The 16,340-nt window shown below is 68.1% G+C and carries 16 protein-coding genes and 1 riboswitch; of the genes, 9 read left to right on the forward strand and 7 right to left on the reverse strand.

Annotated features, from left to right (window positions below; genetic code table 11):
- The first annotated feature begins 22 nt into the window (after positions 1-22).
- The 4 genes from AC4D2F_RS13425 (at position 23) to AC4D2F_RS13440 (ending at position 4,233) form a co-directional block, all read left to right on the forward strand.
- Entirely contained in the window at positions 23-388 is a 366-nt protein-coding gene (locus AC4D2F_RS13425) for a hypothetical protein (protein ID WP_490910984.1), read from the forward strand.
- A gap of 146 nt (positions 389-534) precedes the next feature.
- The gene (locus AC4D2F_RS13430) at positions 535-1,572 is read left to right on the forward strand and encodes a M10 family metallopeptidase domain-containing protein (RefSeq protein ID WP_490910985.1); all 1,038 of its coding nucleotides are present in this window, start codon (positions 535-537) and stop codon (positions 1,570-1,572) included.
- A gap of 144 nt (positions 1,573-1,716) precedes the next feature.
- The gene (locus AC4D2F_RS13435) at positions 1,717-2,262 is read left to right on the forward strand and encodes a heme-degrading domain-containing protein (RefSeq protein WP_104168652.1); all 546 of its coding nucleotides are present in this window, start codon (positions 1,717-1,719) and stop codon (positions 2,260-2,262) included.
- A gap of 459 nt (positions 2,263-2,721) precedes the next feature.
- Entirely contained in the window at positions 2,722-4,233 is a 1,512-nt protein-coding gene (locus AC4D2F_RS13440) for an HNH endonuclease signature motif containing protein (RefSeq protein ID WP_490910986.1), read from the forward strand.
- Between the two features lie 302 nt (positions 4,234-4,535).
- Here the strand turns inward: AC4D2F_RS13440 and AC4D2F_RS13445 are convergent, their stop codons facing one another.
- Both AC4D2F_RS13445 and AC4D2F_RS13450 read right to left on the reverse strand, forming a co-directional pair.
- The gene (locus AC4D2F_RS13445; RefSeq protein WP_490910987.1) at positions 4,536-5,189 is read right to left on the reverse strand and encodes an SDR family oxidoreductase; all 654 of its coding nucleotides are present in this window, start codon (positions 5,187-5,189) and stop codon (positions 4,536-4,538) included.
- A 299-nt stretch (positions 5,190-5,488) separates the two neighbouring features.
- Positions 5,489-6,877 (reverse strand): LLM class flavin-dependent oxidoreductase, encoded by a 1,389-nt coding sequence (locus tag AC4D2F_RS13450; protein ID WP_490910988.1) that lies wholly within the window; start codon positions 6,875-6,877, stop codon positions 5,489-5,491.
- 36 nt (positions 6,878-6,913) lie between these two features.
- A riboswitch (SAM riboswitch) is annotated at positions 6,914-7,027 on the reverse strand.
- Between the two features lie 221 nt (positions 7,028-7,248).
- Here AC4D2F_RS13450 and AC4D2F_RS13455 point away from each other — a divergent pair.
- Together AC4D2F_RS13455 and AC4D2F_RS13460 are read left to right on the forward strand one after the other, a co-directional pair.
- Positions 7,249-7,869, forward strand: coding sequence for a helix-turn-helix domain-containing protein (locus AC4D2F_RS13455; protein WP_490910989.1), 621 nt, complete (start codon positions 7,249-7,251; stop codon positions 7,867-7,869).
- Entirely contained in the window at positions 7,866-8,084 is a 219-nt protein-coding gene (locus AC4D2F_RS13460) for a hypothetical protein (protein ID WP_490910990.1), read from the forward strand. Before AC4D2F_RS13455 ends, AC4D2F_RS13460 begins: the two co-directional genes overlap by 4 nt.
- Before the next feature lie 366 nt (positions 8,085-8,450).
- Here AC4D2F_RS13460 and AC4D2F_RS13465 read toward each other — a convergent pair whose 3' ends face one another.
- Positions 8,451-9,209 (reverse strand): SDR family NAD(P)-dependent oxidoreductase, encoded by a 759-nt coding sequence (locus tag AC4D2F_RS13465; RefSeq protein ID WP_490910991.1) that lies wholly within the window; start codon positions 9,207-9,209, stop codon positions 8,451-8,453.
- A 124-nt stretch (positions 9,210-9,333) separates the two neighbouring features.
- Here AC4D2F_RS13465 and AC4D2F_RS13470 point away from each other — a divergent pair, with 124 nt between their 5' ends.
- Positions 9,334-9,627, forward strand: a complete 294-nt coding sequence (locus AC4D2F_RS13470; RefSeq protein WP_490910992.1) for a GNAT family N-acetyltransferase — start codon at positions 9,334-9,336, stop codon at positions 9,625-9,627.
- On the opposite strand, the gene AC4D2F_RS13475 is transcribed toward AC4D2F_RS13470, so the two are convergent.
- Positions 9,624-10,202 carry a TetR/AcrR family transcriptional regulator gene (locus tag AC4D2F_RS13475; RefSeq protein WP_490910993.1) on the reverse strand — a complete coding sequence of 193 codons (579 nt, stop codon included), beginning with the start codon at positions 10,200-10,202 and terminating at the stop codon, positions 9,624-9,626. The two genes, AC4D2F_RS13470 and AC4D2F_RS13475, sit on opposite strands and share 4 nt — an antisense overlap.
- Positions 10,203-10,296: 94 nt before the next feature.
- On the opposite strand from AC4D2F_RS13475, the gene AC4D2F_RS13480 reads away from it, so the two are divergent.
- A complete protein-coding gene (locus tag AC4D2F_RS13480; RefSeq protein ID WP_490910994.1) occupies positions 10,297-11,130 on the forward strand; it encodes an alpha/beta fold hydrolase in 834 nt (277 codons plus the stop codon).
- A 78-nt stretch (positions 11,131-11,208) separates the two neighbouring features.
- Here the strand turns inward: AC4D2F_RS13480 and AC4D2F_RS13485 are convergent, their stop codons facing one another.
- Together AC4D2F_RS13485 and AC4D2F_RS13490 are read right to left on the reverse strand one after the other, a co-directional pair.
- A complete protein-coding gene (locus tag AC4D2F_RS13485) occupies positions 11,209-12,390 on the reverse strand; it encodes an NAD(P)/FAD-dependent oxidoreductase (RefSeq protein WP_490911104.1) in 1,182 nt (393 codons plus the stop codon).
- A 205-nt stretch (positions 12,391-12,595) separates the two neighbouring features.
- Positions 12,596-13,330: a glutamine amidotransferase gene (locus AC4D2F_RS13490; protein ID WP_490910995.1), complete on the reverse strand. Its 735-nt coding sequence runs from the start codon at positions 13,328-13,330 to the stop codon at positions 12,596-12,598.
- A gap of 77 nt (positions 13,331-13,407) precedes the next feature.
- Here AC4D2F_RS13490 and AC4D2F_RS13495 point away from each other — a divergent pair, with 77 nt between their 5' ends.
- Positions 13,408-14,127: a VIT1/CCC1 transporter family protein gene (locus AC4D2F_RS13495; protein ID WP_490910996.1), complete on the forward strand. Its 720-nt coding sequence runs from the start codon at positions 13,408-13,410 to the stop codon at positions 14,125-14,127.
- A 221-nt stretch (positions 14,128-14,348) separates the two neighbouring features.
- On the opposite strand, the gene AC4D2F_RS13500 is transcribed toward AC4D2F_RS13495, so the two are convergent.
- Positions 14,349-16,325 carry an MFS transporter gene (locus tag AC4D2F_RS13500; RefSeq protein WP_490911105.1) on the reverse strand — a complete coding sequence of 659 codons (1,977 nt, stop codon included), beginning with the start codon at positions 16,323-16,325 and terminating at the stop codon, positions 14,349-14,351.
- Positions 16,326-16,340 lie beyond the last annotated feature (15 nt).

Raw genomic sequence — 16,340 nt, forward strand, 5'->3', positions numbered from 1 at the left:
CGGCTCGCGTCCTGGACCTCTGATGTGCGGCGCGTGCGGGCGCGCCGTCATCGCGGATCCGGTCCTCGGCCCGGTCCGGCGGATGCGGGACCTGCTGCTCGTGGCCCAGATGGTCAATGTACTCGTCGACGGACTGCCGGGCAGGCCGGTCGTCCGGGTGATCGGAGAAGGGTGGATCGTCGCAGGGCGCACGGGACGGACGAGCACCTGTGACACCGTGCGGGAACTCTGGCTCGCGATGCTGGACCACGGGCGAGGAGCGGACGCGACCTCCTGCATCGCGGAACGGGTGGCGCGGAGTCTGCCCGGCGCGTCGCCACTCGCGGACCGGGTGCTGCGCGAGGGAATGGCGGCAGCGAACGACTTCCTCGGCGGCGCTGCGGGGTAGGCCGGTCCACGGTACCGCCCGCTACCCGTTCGCGGAGCGGCAGCCTTCGCTCAGGTTTCCCCAAGGACTCGCCACTCGCCCTGATCCGGCGTCGGCCGTACAGCAGGATGGTGCGGAGATCAGTCGGCTGGGGAGGTGCGGGGCGCATGGGTGCAATGGATCGCGAGTGGTACCACGAGGGCCGCGACGCTCGGATGAAGGCCGTCCAGCGGTCGCCGTCGGGCAGGATCCCGCGGTGGGCGCTCGACGACGCCCTCGGCACGCCGTCCACTCCCCCGTCCTGGCGGGGCGCACCGACCTACGAGCGGGCGCCGGCCTACGAGCGGGCGCCGGCCTTCGAGGGGGCGCCGGCCTTCGAGGGGGCGCCGGCCGGGAGGCGCAACGCATCGGGCCGCAAGCGGAAACGACGATTCGGCACGGTAGCGGGCCTGATCCTGATCGCCGCCCTGTATGCGACGCCGTCGTTGTTCGACCGCTTCGTCCTGCCGGTCGCGCTGCCCTACCTGCCCGGTGCCGACGTGCCGCCCCGTGGAGTCGAAGCCCAGGGCGTGCCGCTCGGGACGCCGCCGCCGGCGCCGTCGTCGACGGCGTTCACGCTGATGGACTCGCCCGTCGAGGAGCAGGAGTGGGTGGCCTACGACCCCTGCCGTCCCGTGCACTACGTCGTCCGGCCCGACAACGCCCCGGCCGGGTCGGAGGGACTCATCCAGGAGGCCGTCGCCGCGGTGTCCGCCGCCACGGGCCTGCAGTTCGTCGACGACGGCACCACCACCGAGGCACCCAGCGAAGAGCGCGACCTCTACCAGCCGGAGCTGTACGGGAAGACCTGGGTGCCGGTGCTGATCACGTGGACCAGCCCTGAGGAGATCCCGGGACTCGCCGGGGACATCGCGGGGCTCGGCGGCAGCGACTACGCCCAGGCGCCGGGGCAGCCGCTGGTCTACGTGGGCGGGCAGGTGCAGCTCGATGCGCCCGACGCCGCCATATCCCTCGGATACCCGGACGGACGCGCGTATCTGAGGGCGACGATCATGCACGAGCTCGCGCACGTCGTCGGACTCGACCACGTGCACGACCCCGACGAGCTGATGTACACGGAGAATGTCGGGCAGGCCTCGTTCGGCGAGGGCGACCTCGCAGGGCTCGCTCTCCTCGGCGCAGGGCCTTGCGCGCCGGGACTCTGACGCGGCCCGGGCGCCTACATCGTCGCCGCGGTGTGTTCGACGGCGGCAGGAGGCACATTCGGGCCCCGCACCGCACCGCGAAGAAAATTCCTAAACAACAGAGGAAAAGTCCGCCATATCCCGCCGACGACGTAAATTAAGGAGATGAGCAATGACGCCCTCCCGACAGCCGTCCTACCGTTCGATCCCGACGGCGGCAGCGAACAGTCTGCCGAGGCGCTCGAGGCGCTGATCGCCACGGTCGAGAGGGAAGTCGACGAACTCCAATTCACCCGCTTCACGAACGACGACGCCGTTGCTCTGGGGCAGCTGATCGTCCAGTTGGGTGCGGGTCGCAACCTGCCGATCGCGGTCTGCATCCGACGGCCGGACCACATCCTGTTCCGGGCCGCACTCGACGGGACCACGCCCGACAACGACTACTGGCTCGACGCGAAGAGCCGCACCGCCGAACGATACCGCGTTCCCTCCCTGCTGGTCGGCCTCCGGGGGCGCCGCAATGGTGGGCGGGTGGAGGACGATCCCCTGTTCGACACGACGACGTTCGCCGCGCACGGCGGCTCCTTCCCGCTGTACATCCAGGGTGTCGGCCCGGTCGCCACGGTGACGGTCTCCGGCCTGCCACAGCTGGAGGACCACCGGCTCGTCGTCGAGGCGCTCCGGACCTTCCACGCCGCCGCCGGCCTGTAGGCACCGGACCGACGCCGCTGCGGGTTTCGCATCACGCGGGCGGAATGATCCGCTGGGGCTCCTTCAAGGGCACTGTCAGGATTTCGGAGAAGCGGACGACGGCGGGGCGCCTCCGAGTGCGCCCGCAGGCTTGACGGCGACTCGAGGGCGCCGATGTGCGGAGTTGCGGTTCTGTGGAACAGGTGGCCGCTGGGATTCCACACCGGCCACCTATGTGGATAAGTGCAGGTGACTCTTCCTCCACACTCGCGCCCCCACCGCGCTATTAGTACGCACGTTCTATAAAATTGGGGTATGACCACCGCACCTGTCGAGGACCTCACCGCACCTCCGGATCTCCTGGACGTGGCATGCACAGCGCTTGCCGAATGCGCCCGCGGTATCGGCCAGGTAGGTGGCACCCGGTCGCGGCAGGACGCCATGGACATCCTTCTGAGGATCGAGCACGCCTCGAGGATCGTGGACCACCTGCAGATCCTCGCCGCCCGTCTCGCCGAGGATCATCATCTTGCTGACGGTGACGACGAGCGACAGGGCGGCGGTTCACTCCTTGCGCGGGCCGAGCAATCGGTCAGCGGGAACGTCCTCACTGGTCCTGCCACCGAAACCTCGCCTGCATCGCCCGGCAACGGATTCAGGAACTGCACGGACTTCCTCCGTGCCACGCTGGGCATCAGCCGGGCAGAAGCGAAGCGCCGGCTGTGCCTCGCAGACGTCCTACTCCCCCGTACCTCGCCGACCGGGGCACCTGTTCCTGCCCGGCTCGCAACGCTGGGCGCCGCGGTGACCTCGGGCCGCATCAGCGGGCGGGCAGCGACGGTCGTCGCTCAAGCATTACAGCGGGTGGAGTCCTTCGCCACACCTCAGCACCTCGAGTCGATGGAGCACCACCTGACACGGCAGGCGATGGAGGCCGACGAAGACATCCTGCGGGTACTGGCACGTCGGTGGGAAGGCGTCCTCGATCAGGACGGGCAGGAGCCGACGGATAAGGTGCTGCGTGCGCGGCAAGGCGTCTTCGTCCGAGGGCGGCGCCATGGACTGCATTTCGTCGAGATCGGGGCGACGGATGAGCAGTTCGAGCTACTCGCGACTGTCATGAATTCAGCAGCGAATCCGCGTGGCCCATCGGGACGGACGGATGCGGCTGCGCCGGGCGGCGGACCGGGGTCTTCGGGGCCCTCGAGGACTTCGGACGTCCGAGGAGTACCGTGCACTCGACACACGGGGGCACACGCCTCTCATGATCGGCATTCACAGGATGACCGGGACGCGGACGAGAGCCGAGCGGGTGTCGTTGATCCACCGATGGCAACGAGGGCTCAGGCCCTCCTGGATGGACTCGTAGCCGCCTGTAGGGTCGCACTGAGCACTGCAGCGCTTCCTTCGACCGGCGGCCACCGACCGCAGATCATGGTGACCATCGATCACAGGGACCTCATCGGCGCCTCGCACCGGGCGGGGTATGCGGTTTTCTCCGGGCAGATGAGTGCAGGCAGCATCAGGAAACTGGCGTGCGATGCCGACATCATCCCGCTGGTGCTGGGCGGCAAGGGCCAGGTACTCGACATCGGACGGGCGCAACGGCTGTTTCCCCCGCATCTTCGGCGAGCGCTCGTTGCGAGGGACAAGGGCTGCGCCTTCCCTGACTGCTCCATCCCGGCCAGCTGGTGCGAAGCACACCACCTGAAGCCTTGGTCCAGGGGCGGCACGACGAGCATCGACAACGGCGTCCTGTTGTGTTCACGCCATCACCACGTCATCCATCAGGGTGCATGGACTGTTCAGTCCCGACAGGGCATTCCGTGGTTCACTGCCCCGCGGACGCTCGGCCCTCCGCGAAGCACCCGACGGAACAGGTACTGGCAGGCCGGGCAATCCGTCGACGAGGCACTGGTCGAGGATGCCTCCGAGCTGACCCCGCACGTCTCGGAGCACACCACGGACTCCTTGGAGCACAGCACCGGATGACCGGTAAGCCCGGGAGCGGTGCACCTCATGCGCTCAGCGCTTCCGGTGCGTCCGATGCGCCCGGTCCGTTCGGAGTGATGCACCCGATGCGTCAGGTCCGTCAGGTCCGTTCGGAGCGGTGCACCCCGATGCGCCCGGTCCGCCGGATGCATGTCGCGCGTGCGGTGCCCCGTCTACCACGTGCCAGGTGCCGGCCTTCGTGAATCAGGACCGTCCCCCGCGACACACCGAGGGCGACGGTCGCCTGGCACGCAGAAGGCGACGCCCACAATAGGACGTCGCCTTCACCTCGCGGACCTGGACTACAGTGCTGCTTCGATGGCCTCCGCCACCGGCGTCTCACCGCTGTTGAACTGGATGGTCTTGTCCACTGTGCCGAGGTTGCCAAGCACGACTGCGGCCACGAGCGCGACGTCCTCGCGGGCCACCGAGTCCTGCTGCGGCTCGGCAGACACCTCGATCATGCCGGTTCCCGGATCGGTCGTGAGAACTCCGGGCTGGAGAATGGTCCAGGCCAGTTCCGAGTTGCGCAGGTGCTCATCAGCCGCAGCCTTCGATTCGGCATAGTGGAAGAAGCCGTTGTCCTCGGGGACTCCGTGGTCCTTGCGTGCCCCGAGGTAGGACACCATGACATAGCGGCCCACCGACGCTTCCTGGGCAGCGTCCATCGAACGAATCGCCGCGTCACGATCCACGGCATACGTTGCCTCAGGGCTCGCGCCACCTGCACCGGCAGACCAGACGACGGCGTCGTGGCCACGGAAGACTTCAGTCATCTGCGCCACCGACAACTCGGAGACGTCAGCGACCACGGGGGTCGCGCCCGCCTGCTCGACATCGCCGGCATGGTCCTGGTTGCGGAAGATCGAACTGACCTGGTGACCCTGGCTCGTGAGGATCTTCGTGAGGTGCAGGGCTACTTTTCCGTGCCCACCGATGATGGCTACGCGTGACATGGGAACTCCTTCTGTCGAATGACTGGTCGTCGGATACCTTGTCTTCGACGCTAGTCCCCGCACCTCGGGCTGGCCACCTTCCTGCGGGTGTTCCGCCGCCAGCGCAGGCCTATTCCCCAGGACCGCCGCCAATGCTCAGGACATCTCGGGGCCCTGCTGACACGTCCGACCGGACGGGCCGGACTGCCGGTGCTGGACCCAGCGAGGCGTCAATAGCCGACGCGTGAGCGTGCAGACCCGACTGACACGTCAGCACCGCACCGCCGAGGGGTCGATGCCCGACAGACCCGGCTGACATGTCAGGGGCGGATCGTCTGGAGTCGGTACCGCGCACCGCGATGCTCCTCGGGCAGACGATCGCCCTTCCCGAACAGCTTCTGCCGCAATGTTCCTTCCGTGTACTCCGTCGGGTACGCACCACGCTTCTGCAGCTCCGGCACGACGAACTCGATGATGTCCTCGAAAGTCCCCGGGGTGATTGCATAGGCGAGGTTGAAGCCGTCGACGTCGGTCTCCTCCACCCACGCCTGGAGTTCATCGGCGACCTGCACACCCGAGCCGACGATGCGCGGACCGAGCCCACCGATCCCCGCCGACTCGGCGATGTCCCGCACGGTCCACGGCGAGCCGTCGTCGTTCACCTTCTGGAAGTTGGCCACGGCGGACTGGATGGCGTTGGACTTGACGTTGCCGAGCGGCTCGTCCGGGTCGTAGACGGAGAGATCCACGCCCAGCCACCCCGAGACGAGCACGAGGGCTCCCTCGTAGCTGACGTACTGCTGGTAGTCGGCGTGCTTGGCCTGGGCCTTCTCCTCCGTCTTGTCCGTGATGATGGTGAGCAGCGTGTAGATCCGCACCGAGTAGCGGTCACGCCCCTCGGCTTCGACGGCATCCCGGATCTTCCTGACCACGTCCTTCAGCCTCTCCTTCGTGGGTGCAGCGACGAACACCGCTTCCGCGTTGCCGGCCGCGAAGGCGATGCCACGGGAGGACGCGCCGGCCTGGAAGATGACCGGCGTCCGCTGCGGCGACGGCTCGCTGAGATGGATCCCCGGCACCTTGAAGTACTTGCCGTCGTGGTTGATGTCGTGGACCTTGGCCGGATCCGTGAAGACGCCCGCCTCGCGGTCGCGGACCACGGCGTCGTCCTCCCAGGACCCCTCGAGCAGCTTGTAGAGGACCTCGAGGTACTCATCCGCGTGGTCGTAGCGCGCATCGTGCTCGAGTTGGTCCTCCTGGCCCATGTTGCGTGCGGCAGAAGGAAGATACCCGGTCACCACGTTCCAGCCGACCCGCCCCTTGGTGAGATGGTCCAGCGTGGAGAGCCGGCGCGCGAAGGGATAGGGGTGCTCGTAGGCGGTGCCTGCCGTGACGCCGAACCCGAGGTGCTCGGTGACGAGCGCCATCGCGGAGACGAGCAGGAACGGGTCGTTGACCGGCGTCTGCGTCCCCTGCCGCAGGGTGGCCTCGTTGGACCCGCCGTAGACGTCGTACGTGCCGAGGACATCGGCGATGAAGACGCCGTCGAACAAGCCCTTCTCGAGGGTCTTCGCCAGGTCGGCCCAGTAGCTCAGGTCCTTGTAGCGCCACGACTGGTCGTCGGGGTGGCGCCACAGCCCCGGCGACTGATGACCCACGCAGTTCATGTCGAAAGCGTTGAAGCGGATACGGCGCGGTGATGTGGGCATGAAGATTCCTCATGTCGGGGCACTGCCGTGGCGGAAGCGCCATACTTGCCCGCACTGCCTGTGCCGGGCCGAATCCTCACCTGGGGCACCCCACTACAGCGAGAGGGTTGCCGTCCAACGAACCAGGGTTTTGCGTTGGAGCTCTTGATTCTGCTCACGAGCGTAAGTGGGCCGAGACGCCGCCGTCCACCCGCCGTCGTCACCGGGCGTCACGCGTCCAGCCTCCCCGATGCCCGGCCAGCACCTGCCGCACGTCGAATATCCCCTGTCCGGCGAATGCCCGACGGCGGTAGTGCGCACTGGGCGAAGAGAACAGCAGGAAGTGCAAAGAAACCATTGCAAATAGTTCTTTGCAATGGCGCACTGATGTCATGGATGAAGCCACCGGCAGTGGAAGACAGCCCGCAAACGACGGCGACCGCGTCATCGACGGGGCAGCACTCAAGGCCCTCGCTCACCCCCTCAGGATCCAGCTGCTCGAGGTCCTGTCCAGCTACGGGCCGCAGACCGCGAGCAGCATCGGCAAACGCATCGGCGAGTCGAGTGGGGCTACGAGCTACCACCTGAGGCAGCTGGCGCGTTACGGGCTCGTCCGGGAGGTGGCGGATCGCGGGTCCGCCCGTGAGCGGTGGTGGGAACGGCCCCGGGGGTCCCTGACCCTCAGCACTCCCGAACTCGAGCAGGACCCCACCACACGGGAAGCCGCGCGGCAGGTGAACCGCCAGTTCGAACGCGGCCGATCCGAGGCACTCGCCACCTTCATGGCCAGTGGCTCCGAGTCCGTCCCACCCGAATGGGCGGACGCAGCCGTGATCGCAACGATGAACGCCCACCTGACGGCGGACCAACTCGCCGCCCTCGCCCTCGACATGAGCGAGGTCCTTCGCGAGAAGCTCGACGCCTACCGCTCCGAGCCGGGCACCCCGGCAACCCGCCCGGTCCAGATCCACTTCAACGCCTTCCCCCTCATCGACCTGCAGGAGTCGTCATGACCAGCACAGCCCTTCACGCCGGCTACCCGCCGCTCGCCGGCCCACCCCGGGGAGGTCTCGCGTCCCGGACGCTCATTCGCCTGGGCACTGCCTTCATCGCAGCAGGATCGTCACTGGCCTCCGCGGACGGTACCAACGGGGAGCTCTTCCACCGCCACCTCGAGCGCAGGTCCGACCTGCAAGCCCTCGCCCACAGCAGCATCCATCTCCTCTAGCCGCGCTGCGGGTATCGTCCTCCGGGCAGGCGGCAGCCACCTCCTCCAAACACACCCGGCGACCACCGAAGAGGACGCACCGTGCAACGACCACAGGCCGGACGCACCGCGCCAACCACCGCAGGTAGGACCCGCCCCGGCGCCTCCCGCAGGCCGGACACACCGCGACAACCACCGCAGGTAGGACCCGCCCCGGCGCCTCCCGCGGGTCAGACCCATAGCGACAACCACCGCAGGTAGGACGCACCCCGACAACTCCCGCAGTAGGACGCACCCCGGCGCCTCCCGCAGGCCGGACACACCGCGCCGACCACCGCAGGTAGGACGCACCCCGGCAGCTCCCGCCGGCCGGACACACCGCGCCGACTACCTCAGGTAGGACGCCCCGTTGACGTCCACCACGGTGCCGCTGACCCAGAGCGGAGCATCGATTGCCAGCCAGGCGACCGTCTGCGCCACCTCTTCCGGCGTCGCGACACGGTTGAACGGACTCTGTGCGCGCACCGCGTCGCCGCCCGGACCGTCGAGCACGGTTCTGCCCATGTCGGTCTCGACGAACCCCGGTGCGACGGCGGCCGCGAGGATTCCGCGGGGAGCGAGCGCTACGGCGAGAGACTGGGTCATGGAGTGCAGCGCCGCCTTGCTCGCGCCGTAGGCAGACGTGACGGGTTCACCCCGGTAGGCTCCGCGTGACCCGACACTCACAAGCCGTCCACCTTCAGGCCCCGCCGGTCGGTCCAGGAGGTGCCGCGCGACGAGCCAGGCCAGGTTCGCGGGCCCCAGGAGGTTCACATCCAGCGTGCGACGCCATGCTCCCTGCCAGTCCTCGAAGGACACGGCATCGATGGGGTGCGCCACGAACATGCCGGCGTTGTTCACCAGGACGTCGAGACCACCCAGTCCGCCCACGGCCCCGTCGACGATGCGCCGGCAGGCCTCGGGGTCGCCGACATCCCCGACGACCACCACGTGACCGTCCCCTGGAAGCGCTTCGCACACAGCGGTAGCGGCGTGCTCATCACGACCGGCGTGGACTGCGACGCGGTGTCCACGCCCTGCGAGATCATGGGCGATGGCCGCGCCGATGCCCCTGCTTGCACCGGTCACCAGAATGTTCGAGGTCATGGTTCAGACCGTACATCGTGGGCGGCGGCACAGCGGGGAGGCCTGCTCCTCCGCAGGAAAGCGAACGGCGTACCACCTGATCGCGTTCGTTGACCCCTGCCATCACGGATGCAAGGGTGACTGGATGAGCACCGATTCCACGGACGTCCAGGTCAGCCACAACGAGGCCGAGAGCCGCTATGAAGCCACCCTCCACGGCAGCCCCGTCGGCACTGCCGCCTACGAACTGTCCGACGACACGATCACCTTCACGCACACGGTCGTGGATCAGGGCGTCGAGGGTCGGGGAATCGGAAGCACCCTCATCCGGTACGCGCTCGACGACGCCCGCGGGCAACACCTCACGGTCGTTCCGCAGTGCGAATTCGTGGCGGCCTTCATCGAGGACAACCCCGACTACCAGGACCTGACGGCCTAGGCCGCTCCCCTGATCCCTTCACGCAGGGCCGCGTCGATGAGTACCTCCGCCGCCCGGCGCGCCTGACCCGCAGCCTCCGAGGAACCGGCGATCGCCGCCGTCGTCTGCGCGCCTTCAGCCAGGATCGACAGCTGCGGCGCCAGGTACGGCGGAGCGCCCGCCGCCTCCGCAAGGTCTCCGACGTACTCCTGGAACGACTCCTTGTGCTTTCTCGCGTACTCGGCGACCTCAGGGCTCATGGCACCGAGTTCGGCGAAACTGTTGATGAAGCCGCAGCCGCGGAAGGAGTCCTCGCCGAACCACTGCGCGAGGTAGTCGAAGATCGCGAGGAGCCGGGCCCTCGGACTTCCCGCCGCGCGGACCTGCGCATCGAGCCCCGCGGCCCAGGACCGGTGCCGGCGTTCGAGGACGGCCATCACGATGCTGCTCTTGGACGGGAACTCCTGGTAGAGCCTCTTGAGCGAGACGTGCGCGGCGGCGCGCAGCTCGTCCATGCCGACAGCCTGGATGCCCTTCGCGTTGTAGAGCCCGTCGGCGGTCTCCACGATGCGGCTGCGGATCTCGGGGCTCGTCATCTATCCATTCTACTTGAATTGAGAACGAACGTTCTCTATATTGGCCACCGAGGGAGAACGGACGTTCTCCCCGCTCGAGATAAGGACCACACACATGGGCTTCATCAAGGTCGGCACCGAGAACAGCACGGACATCGAGCTCTACTACGAGGACCACGGCGCGGGCCAGCCCGTCGTCCTCATCCACGGATATCCCCTCGACGGCGGCTCGTGGGAGAAGCAGACCGCTGCGCTCCTGACCGCCGGGTACCGCGTCATCACCTACGATCGCCGCGGCTTCGGCCGGTCCAGCAAGCCGACGACGGGCTACGACTACGACACCTTCGCCGCGGACCTGAACATGGTCCTGGAGACGCTCGACCTCAACGACGCCGTCCTCGTCGGCTTCTCGATGGGTACGGGCGAAGTGGGCCGCTACATCGGCACCTACGGCGAGTCCCGCGTGGCGAAGGCCGTCTTCCTCGCGTCGCTCGAGCCGTTCCTGCTCCAGACGGACGACAACCCCTCCGGCGTGCCCAGCTCGGTGTTCGACGGCATCCGGAGTGCGGCAGTCGAGGACCGCTACGCCTGGTTCACGAACTTCTACAACGACTTCTTCAACACGGACAACTTCCTCGGCAACCGCCTCAGCGAGGAAGCACTTCGCAACGCCTGGAACGTCGCCTCGGGGGCGTCCTGGTACGCGTCGTTCGCCGTCGTCGATTCCTGGCTGACCGACTTCCGCAGCGACGTCGGGAAGGTCACCGTCCCCGCCCTCATCATGCACGGCACCGACGACCGGATCCTCCCGATCGATTCCACCGGCCGCGAGTTCACCAAGCGCCTCCCCTCCGCCGAATACGTGGAGATCAAGGACGCCCCGCACGGCATGCTTTGGACACACGGCACCGAGATCAACGAGATCCTGCTCCGCTTCCTGTCGAAGTAGGCCACGGACCGACGACGGGGCGCCGGCACACCCGGCGCCCCGCCGTCGTCCGCGGAGCCGTCCGCGCCGGAGTGACGGTCAGGCGCGGCCCTTCAGGATGAGGTTCCAGTAGACCTTCGGCAGCACGAACCGCTCCAGCACATACGTGAGGCGTCGTTCGCGGGCGAGATCGTCCCACCCCGGCACCGTCGGCATCGGAGCGTACTTGTCATCGAACTCCGAGAAGACCACGGTGTTGTGGCTGACCACGAACGGGCAGGCCGAGTAGTGGTTGTACTGCGCGGTGGGCTTCTTCCCCTTGCGCACGGCCCGGAGGTTCTTCGCGAGGACCGTCGTCTGCATACGCAGCGCAGCCCCGGACTTCGAATTGAGCGTCGACGCGGCATCGCCCAGGGACCAGACGTTGGGGAAGCGCGGATGACGGAGGATCACGGGGTCCACCTCGACGAAGCCCGTCCGGTTCCCGTGCGCCGGCAGCTCCGTGGACTTCAGCCACTCGGGAGCGGACTGGGGCGGCACCGCGTGGAGGATGTCGTAGCCGAGGGTCTCCGAGATGCCGCTGGCGGTGTTCGTCAGCTCGACGGTACGGCCCTCCGGGTCCACGGAGGCGAGTTCGGTGTTGTACCGGACGTCGACGCCGTACTCCTCGATCTTCCTGTTGAGTTCCTCGTCGATGATGTCCATGCCGAAGATGGTGGGCGTGGACACGGCGAGGACCACGTGGATGTCCTTGAGAACACCCTGGCGCTGCCAGTAGTTGCAGGCGAGGTACATGGGCTTCTGCGCCGCGCCGTCGCACGACGCCGGTCCGGGCGGCTGGGTGAAGACGACGGTGCCGCGGGTGAGGTCCCGGAACAGCTTCCAGGCCTTGGGCGCGAGCTCGTATTCGTAGTTCGACGCGCCGTGCGGCCCTTCCATCGCCTCCTTGAGGCCGGGAATGGCGGTCCAGTCGTTCTGGATCCCGGGACAGACGACCAGGTGGTCGTAGGTGACGGCGCTGCCGGAGGCGAGCAGCACCGTGTTGGAGCCGCTACTGACGTCCGTCGCCTTGTCCTGGATCCAGGTGATCCCCCGCGGCATGACCTCCGACTGCAGGCGCACGGCCTCGAAGGCGTCCGCCGTGCCGCCGGCGATGTGAGAGAAGAGCGGCTGGTAGAAATGCCGGCTCCGCGGTTCGATCACGGCGACATCCTTGAACCGGTACCTGCGCAGCCGCCCGGCCAGGGAGACGCCGGCGTTGCCACCGCCGACGATCAGCACCTGGTGGTGGCGCTTCTCGCCGGGTTCCGGCGTGACGGGGACGGTGCGGCCGGCCCGTGCGGTACTCGTGCTCGATCTCGTGCGGAAACGGATGACGGCTACCTCTTCTGTGTCGCCCTGCGCGGCGTGTCTTCCGACAGTACCTCCCAGCACCGCCCCTCGTCAGGACGCGTTTCCGTGGTGGCGCGACCTGCTGAAGCGCTCCTCAGTCCCGCGCGTACCGCCGCACGAACGCGCCGAGGATGGCTGCCGGGTGGTCCACGGCGGAGGCACGTGCCCGCTGGATGTAGTCGTCGGCCTCCTCGGGCGGGAAGTACCCTGCGTACCGGTAGGTCCTGATCCGGCCGATGAGCGCCTCGACGTCGAGCTCGGGGTGGAACTGGGTGGCATACACGTTCTCGCGCACCCGGAACATCTGCACGGGGCAGGTCGCCGAGGATGCCAGCAGGACCGCCGACGACGGCAGCGTGGCGCACGCCTCCTTGTGTCCCACATAGGCGGAGAACGACGACGGCAGCCCGGCGAGCAGCGGGTCCGTCCGGCCAGCGTCGGTGAGGGTGATCTCGATGGCGCCGATCGGCTCCCCATACGTCGAGTCGATGACGGCGCCCTGGTGCCGACCGAGGGTGCCGACCCCGTAACAGGCGCCGAAGAACGGGAAGTCCTCGGCGACCACCGTGTCCAGCAGCCGGCCGAGTTCGCTCTCCACGCGCAGCTGCACGTCGCCCTTCGACTCCTCCGGGTCCGAGGAGTTGAAAGGGCTGCCGCCGAGGAAGATCCCGGAGTAGTCCGCGAGATCGAGCTCGGGCAGGGGCCCGGACTCGAGCCGGACGCGCCGCAATTGGCCCTCGGTAAGGCCGCCGAAGCTCAGGAAGCTCTGGAATTCGGCGTCGGCAGCGTAGTCGTCGACGCGGGTGGCCAGGAGCAGGAACGGTTTCACTCCTCGATGCTACTGGGGGTGGCAAGGCAAGCCGATCCTCCGTAGCCGGGCGAGGAGTGCGATGCTTTACTGCTTCCATGACGGATATGCCGGTCCAGCGCAGCGAGCCTCATGACAGCGGCGTGGCGGGGCGCCTGAACTGGTTGCGCGCTGCGGTCCTCGGAGCGAACGACGGCATCGTGTCCACTGCCGCGACCGTCGTCGGCGTCGCCGGCGTGACGAACACGGTCGCACCCATCCTGGTCGCGGGGACAGCCGCGGTGGTCGGCGGATCCGTGTCCATGGCGCTGGGAGAGTACGTCTCCGTCAGTAGCCAGAAGGACAGTCAGGAAGCCCTGATCGCGAAGGAGCGCCAGGAGCTCGCGGAGGATCCCGACGGCGAACTCGCCGAGCTCGCGGGTCTGTACGAGCAGAAGGGGTTGACTCCCGGGACGGCCCGGCAGGTCGCTGCCGAGCTGACGGAGCACGATGCCCTCGCCGCCCACCTGTCCGCTGAACTGAACATCGACGAGCTCGAGGTCGTCAATCCATGGCACGCGGCATTCGCGTCTGCGGCGGCGTTCGCGGCCGGTGCGGTCCTCCCCCTGCTGGCCATCCTCCTCCCGCCCGCCGAGTTCCGGGTCCCGGTCACCTTCGTGGCGGTCCTCGTCGCCCTGGCGATCACCGGGGCGATCAGCGCCCACGTGGGCGGGAGTTCACGACGCCGCGCGACGATCCGCCTCGTGATCGGCGGAGCCCTGGCCATGGCTTTCACCTATCTCGTCGGATCGCTGCTCGGCACCACCGGTATCGCGTAGGCGCACGGCGGTGCGGACCTGCCAGGCAGGTTCCGGCCGGTCGCCGGGCAGGCCCGGCAGAACTGGCAACCGGCCGGTCCGGCATTCGAAGTACTCGACGCCGCAGGCGCCCGGCCCGATGGACGAGGACCAGCCCTCGTGACGCCAGGCCACCGGGATCACCCGGCGGCCTGGCATACTGCTCGTCCCACTGCTGGTACTGCTGCTCCTGCGGATCAGGACTAGCGGTCTGCCCCGGCGCGGTCCTCGACATGCACATCCACCGCGGAGAGCCCGGATGATGCGGACAGTTCGTCCAGCACGGACAATTCGGTCAGTTCGTCCAGCTCTGACAATTCGGTCAGCTCCCTGGCCGACAGTTCGGACAGTTCCCTGGCTGCACGGTCCACATCGGCCCGGTGGATCTCCACCGGACCGGCACTGTGCCGGCCGTGGGACGGCTGGACGGCCACGACGTCGGACTCGCCCACCGTCCGACGCCCATCGGCGTCGTTCCGGTCCGAAGCGGCCGCACCCTGGTGCGCGACGCCGGCGGCCGGCCGCATAGCAGCACTGATCGACAGCACATCGACCCGGGCGTCCGACGACGCGCCAGGAACCGAAACGCCGGGCCGGGCGTCCGACGGCGCACCGGCGACCGACGGCGTCGCACCCGTCGCCGCGGGTGACATGGACGCCGCCGGACCGGCCGGCGCGGCCTGGGCGAAATCCACCGTCCGGCGTAGCGGGGTCTCCTTGATGAACAGGACACAGCCGAGTCCGACGACAGCGATGACCGCGGTGATCAGGAAGATCAGCGCAGTGCTGTCGCCGTAGGCGGCCCGCACGATGTCGGCGATGGGCGCCGGCAGGTCCACGAGGTCGAGCGACCCGCCCGCCGCACCTCCACTGACGGGGATGCCGGCAGCAGCAAGCCCCTCGGTGGTCCTGGTCTCCACCTGCGTACCGAGGATGGCACCCAGGACGGCGACGCCGGCCGCCCCGCCCATGGAGCGGAAGAAGGCGACGGACGCACTGGCGGTGCCGATGTCCTTGACCGCCACGGTGTTCTGGACCGCGAGGACGAGGTTCTGCAGCAGGAGTCCGAGGCCGAGGCCGAAGACGAAGGTATAGATGCCCACGACCCACAGTTCGGTCAGGTGGTCGATGGTCCCGGCGAGACCGAGCCCTGCGATGAGGAAGAGGGAGCCGGCGACCAGGAACCGCTTCCACTTGCCGAACCGGGTCACGAGCAGTCCGGCGCCGATGGAACCGATGAGGTTGCCGGCGATCATCGGCATGGTGAGCAGCCCGGCCTCGGTGGGTGTCGCGCCGCGTGCCACCTGGTAGTACTGGCCGAGGTAGCTCGAGCTCGCGAACATGGCGACGCCGACGGTGATCGAGGCGATGATGGCGAGGGCCGTGGTGCGCTGGGAGATGATCTTCAGCGGGATGATCGGCTCGGTCACCTTCGACTCCACCACGAGGAGGAGGGCGAGGAGGATGACGCTGCCGCCGACCATGAGGGCGCTCTCACGGGAGAACCACTCGTAGTAGCCCTCCTTGCCGGCGAAGGAGACCCAGATGAGGAGCAGGCTGACGCCCGCCGTGAGCAGGATGGATCCGAGCCAGTCGATGCTGGCCTTGCGGCGCGTATCCGGGAGCTTCAGGGTGACCTGCAGCAGCACCAGGGCGATGATCGCGAGCGGCACACAGACGAAGAACGTCCAGCGCCAGCCGAGGGGCGAGTCCACGATGAAGCCGCCGAGGAGCGGGCCTCCGGCCGTCGCCACGGCCATGACGCCCCCCATGTAGCCGGAGTACCGCCCGCGCTCACGCGGGGCGATGATGGTGCCGATGATCGCCTGCGCCAGGGCGGTCAGGCCACCCATGGCGACACCCTGGATGACACGGGCCGTGAGGAGCAGCGGGATGGTCTGGGCGAACCCCGCCAGGACCGACCCTGCCACGAAGATCACGATGCTGAGCTGCACCAGGACCTTCTTGTCGAACAGGTCGGCGAACTTCCCCCAGATGGGGGTGGTCGCCGCATTGGCGAGCAGTGCGGCCGTGATCACCCAGGCGAAGTCGGTCTGCGACCCGTTGAGGTCGCTCATGATGGTCGGCAGGGCGTTCGCCACGATCGTGCTGCTGAGGATCGCCGTGAACAGGCCGGCGAGCAGCCCGGTGAGGGCCTGCAGGATCTGCTTGTGGCTCATGGGGTCGCCGGCCCC

It is taken from the genome of Arthrobacter sp. TJ-263, from assembly GCF_058269155.1.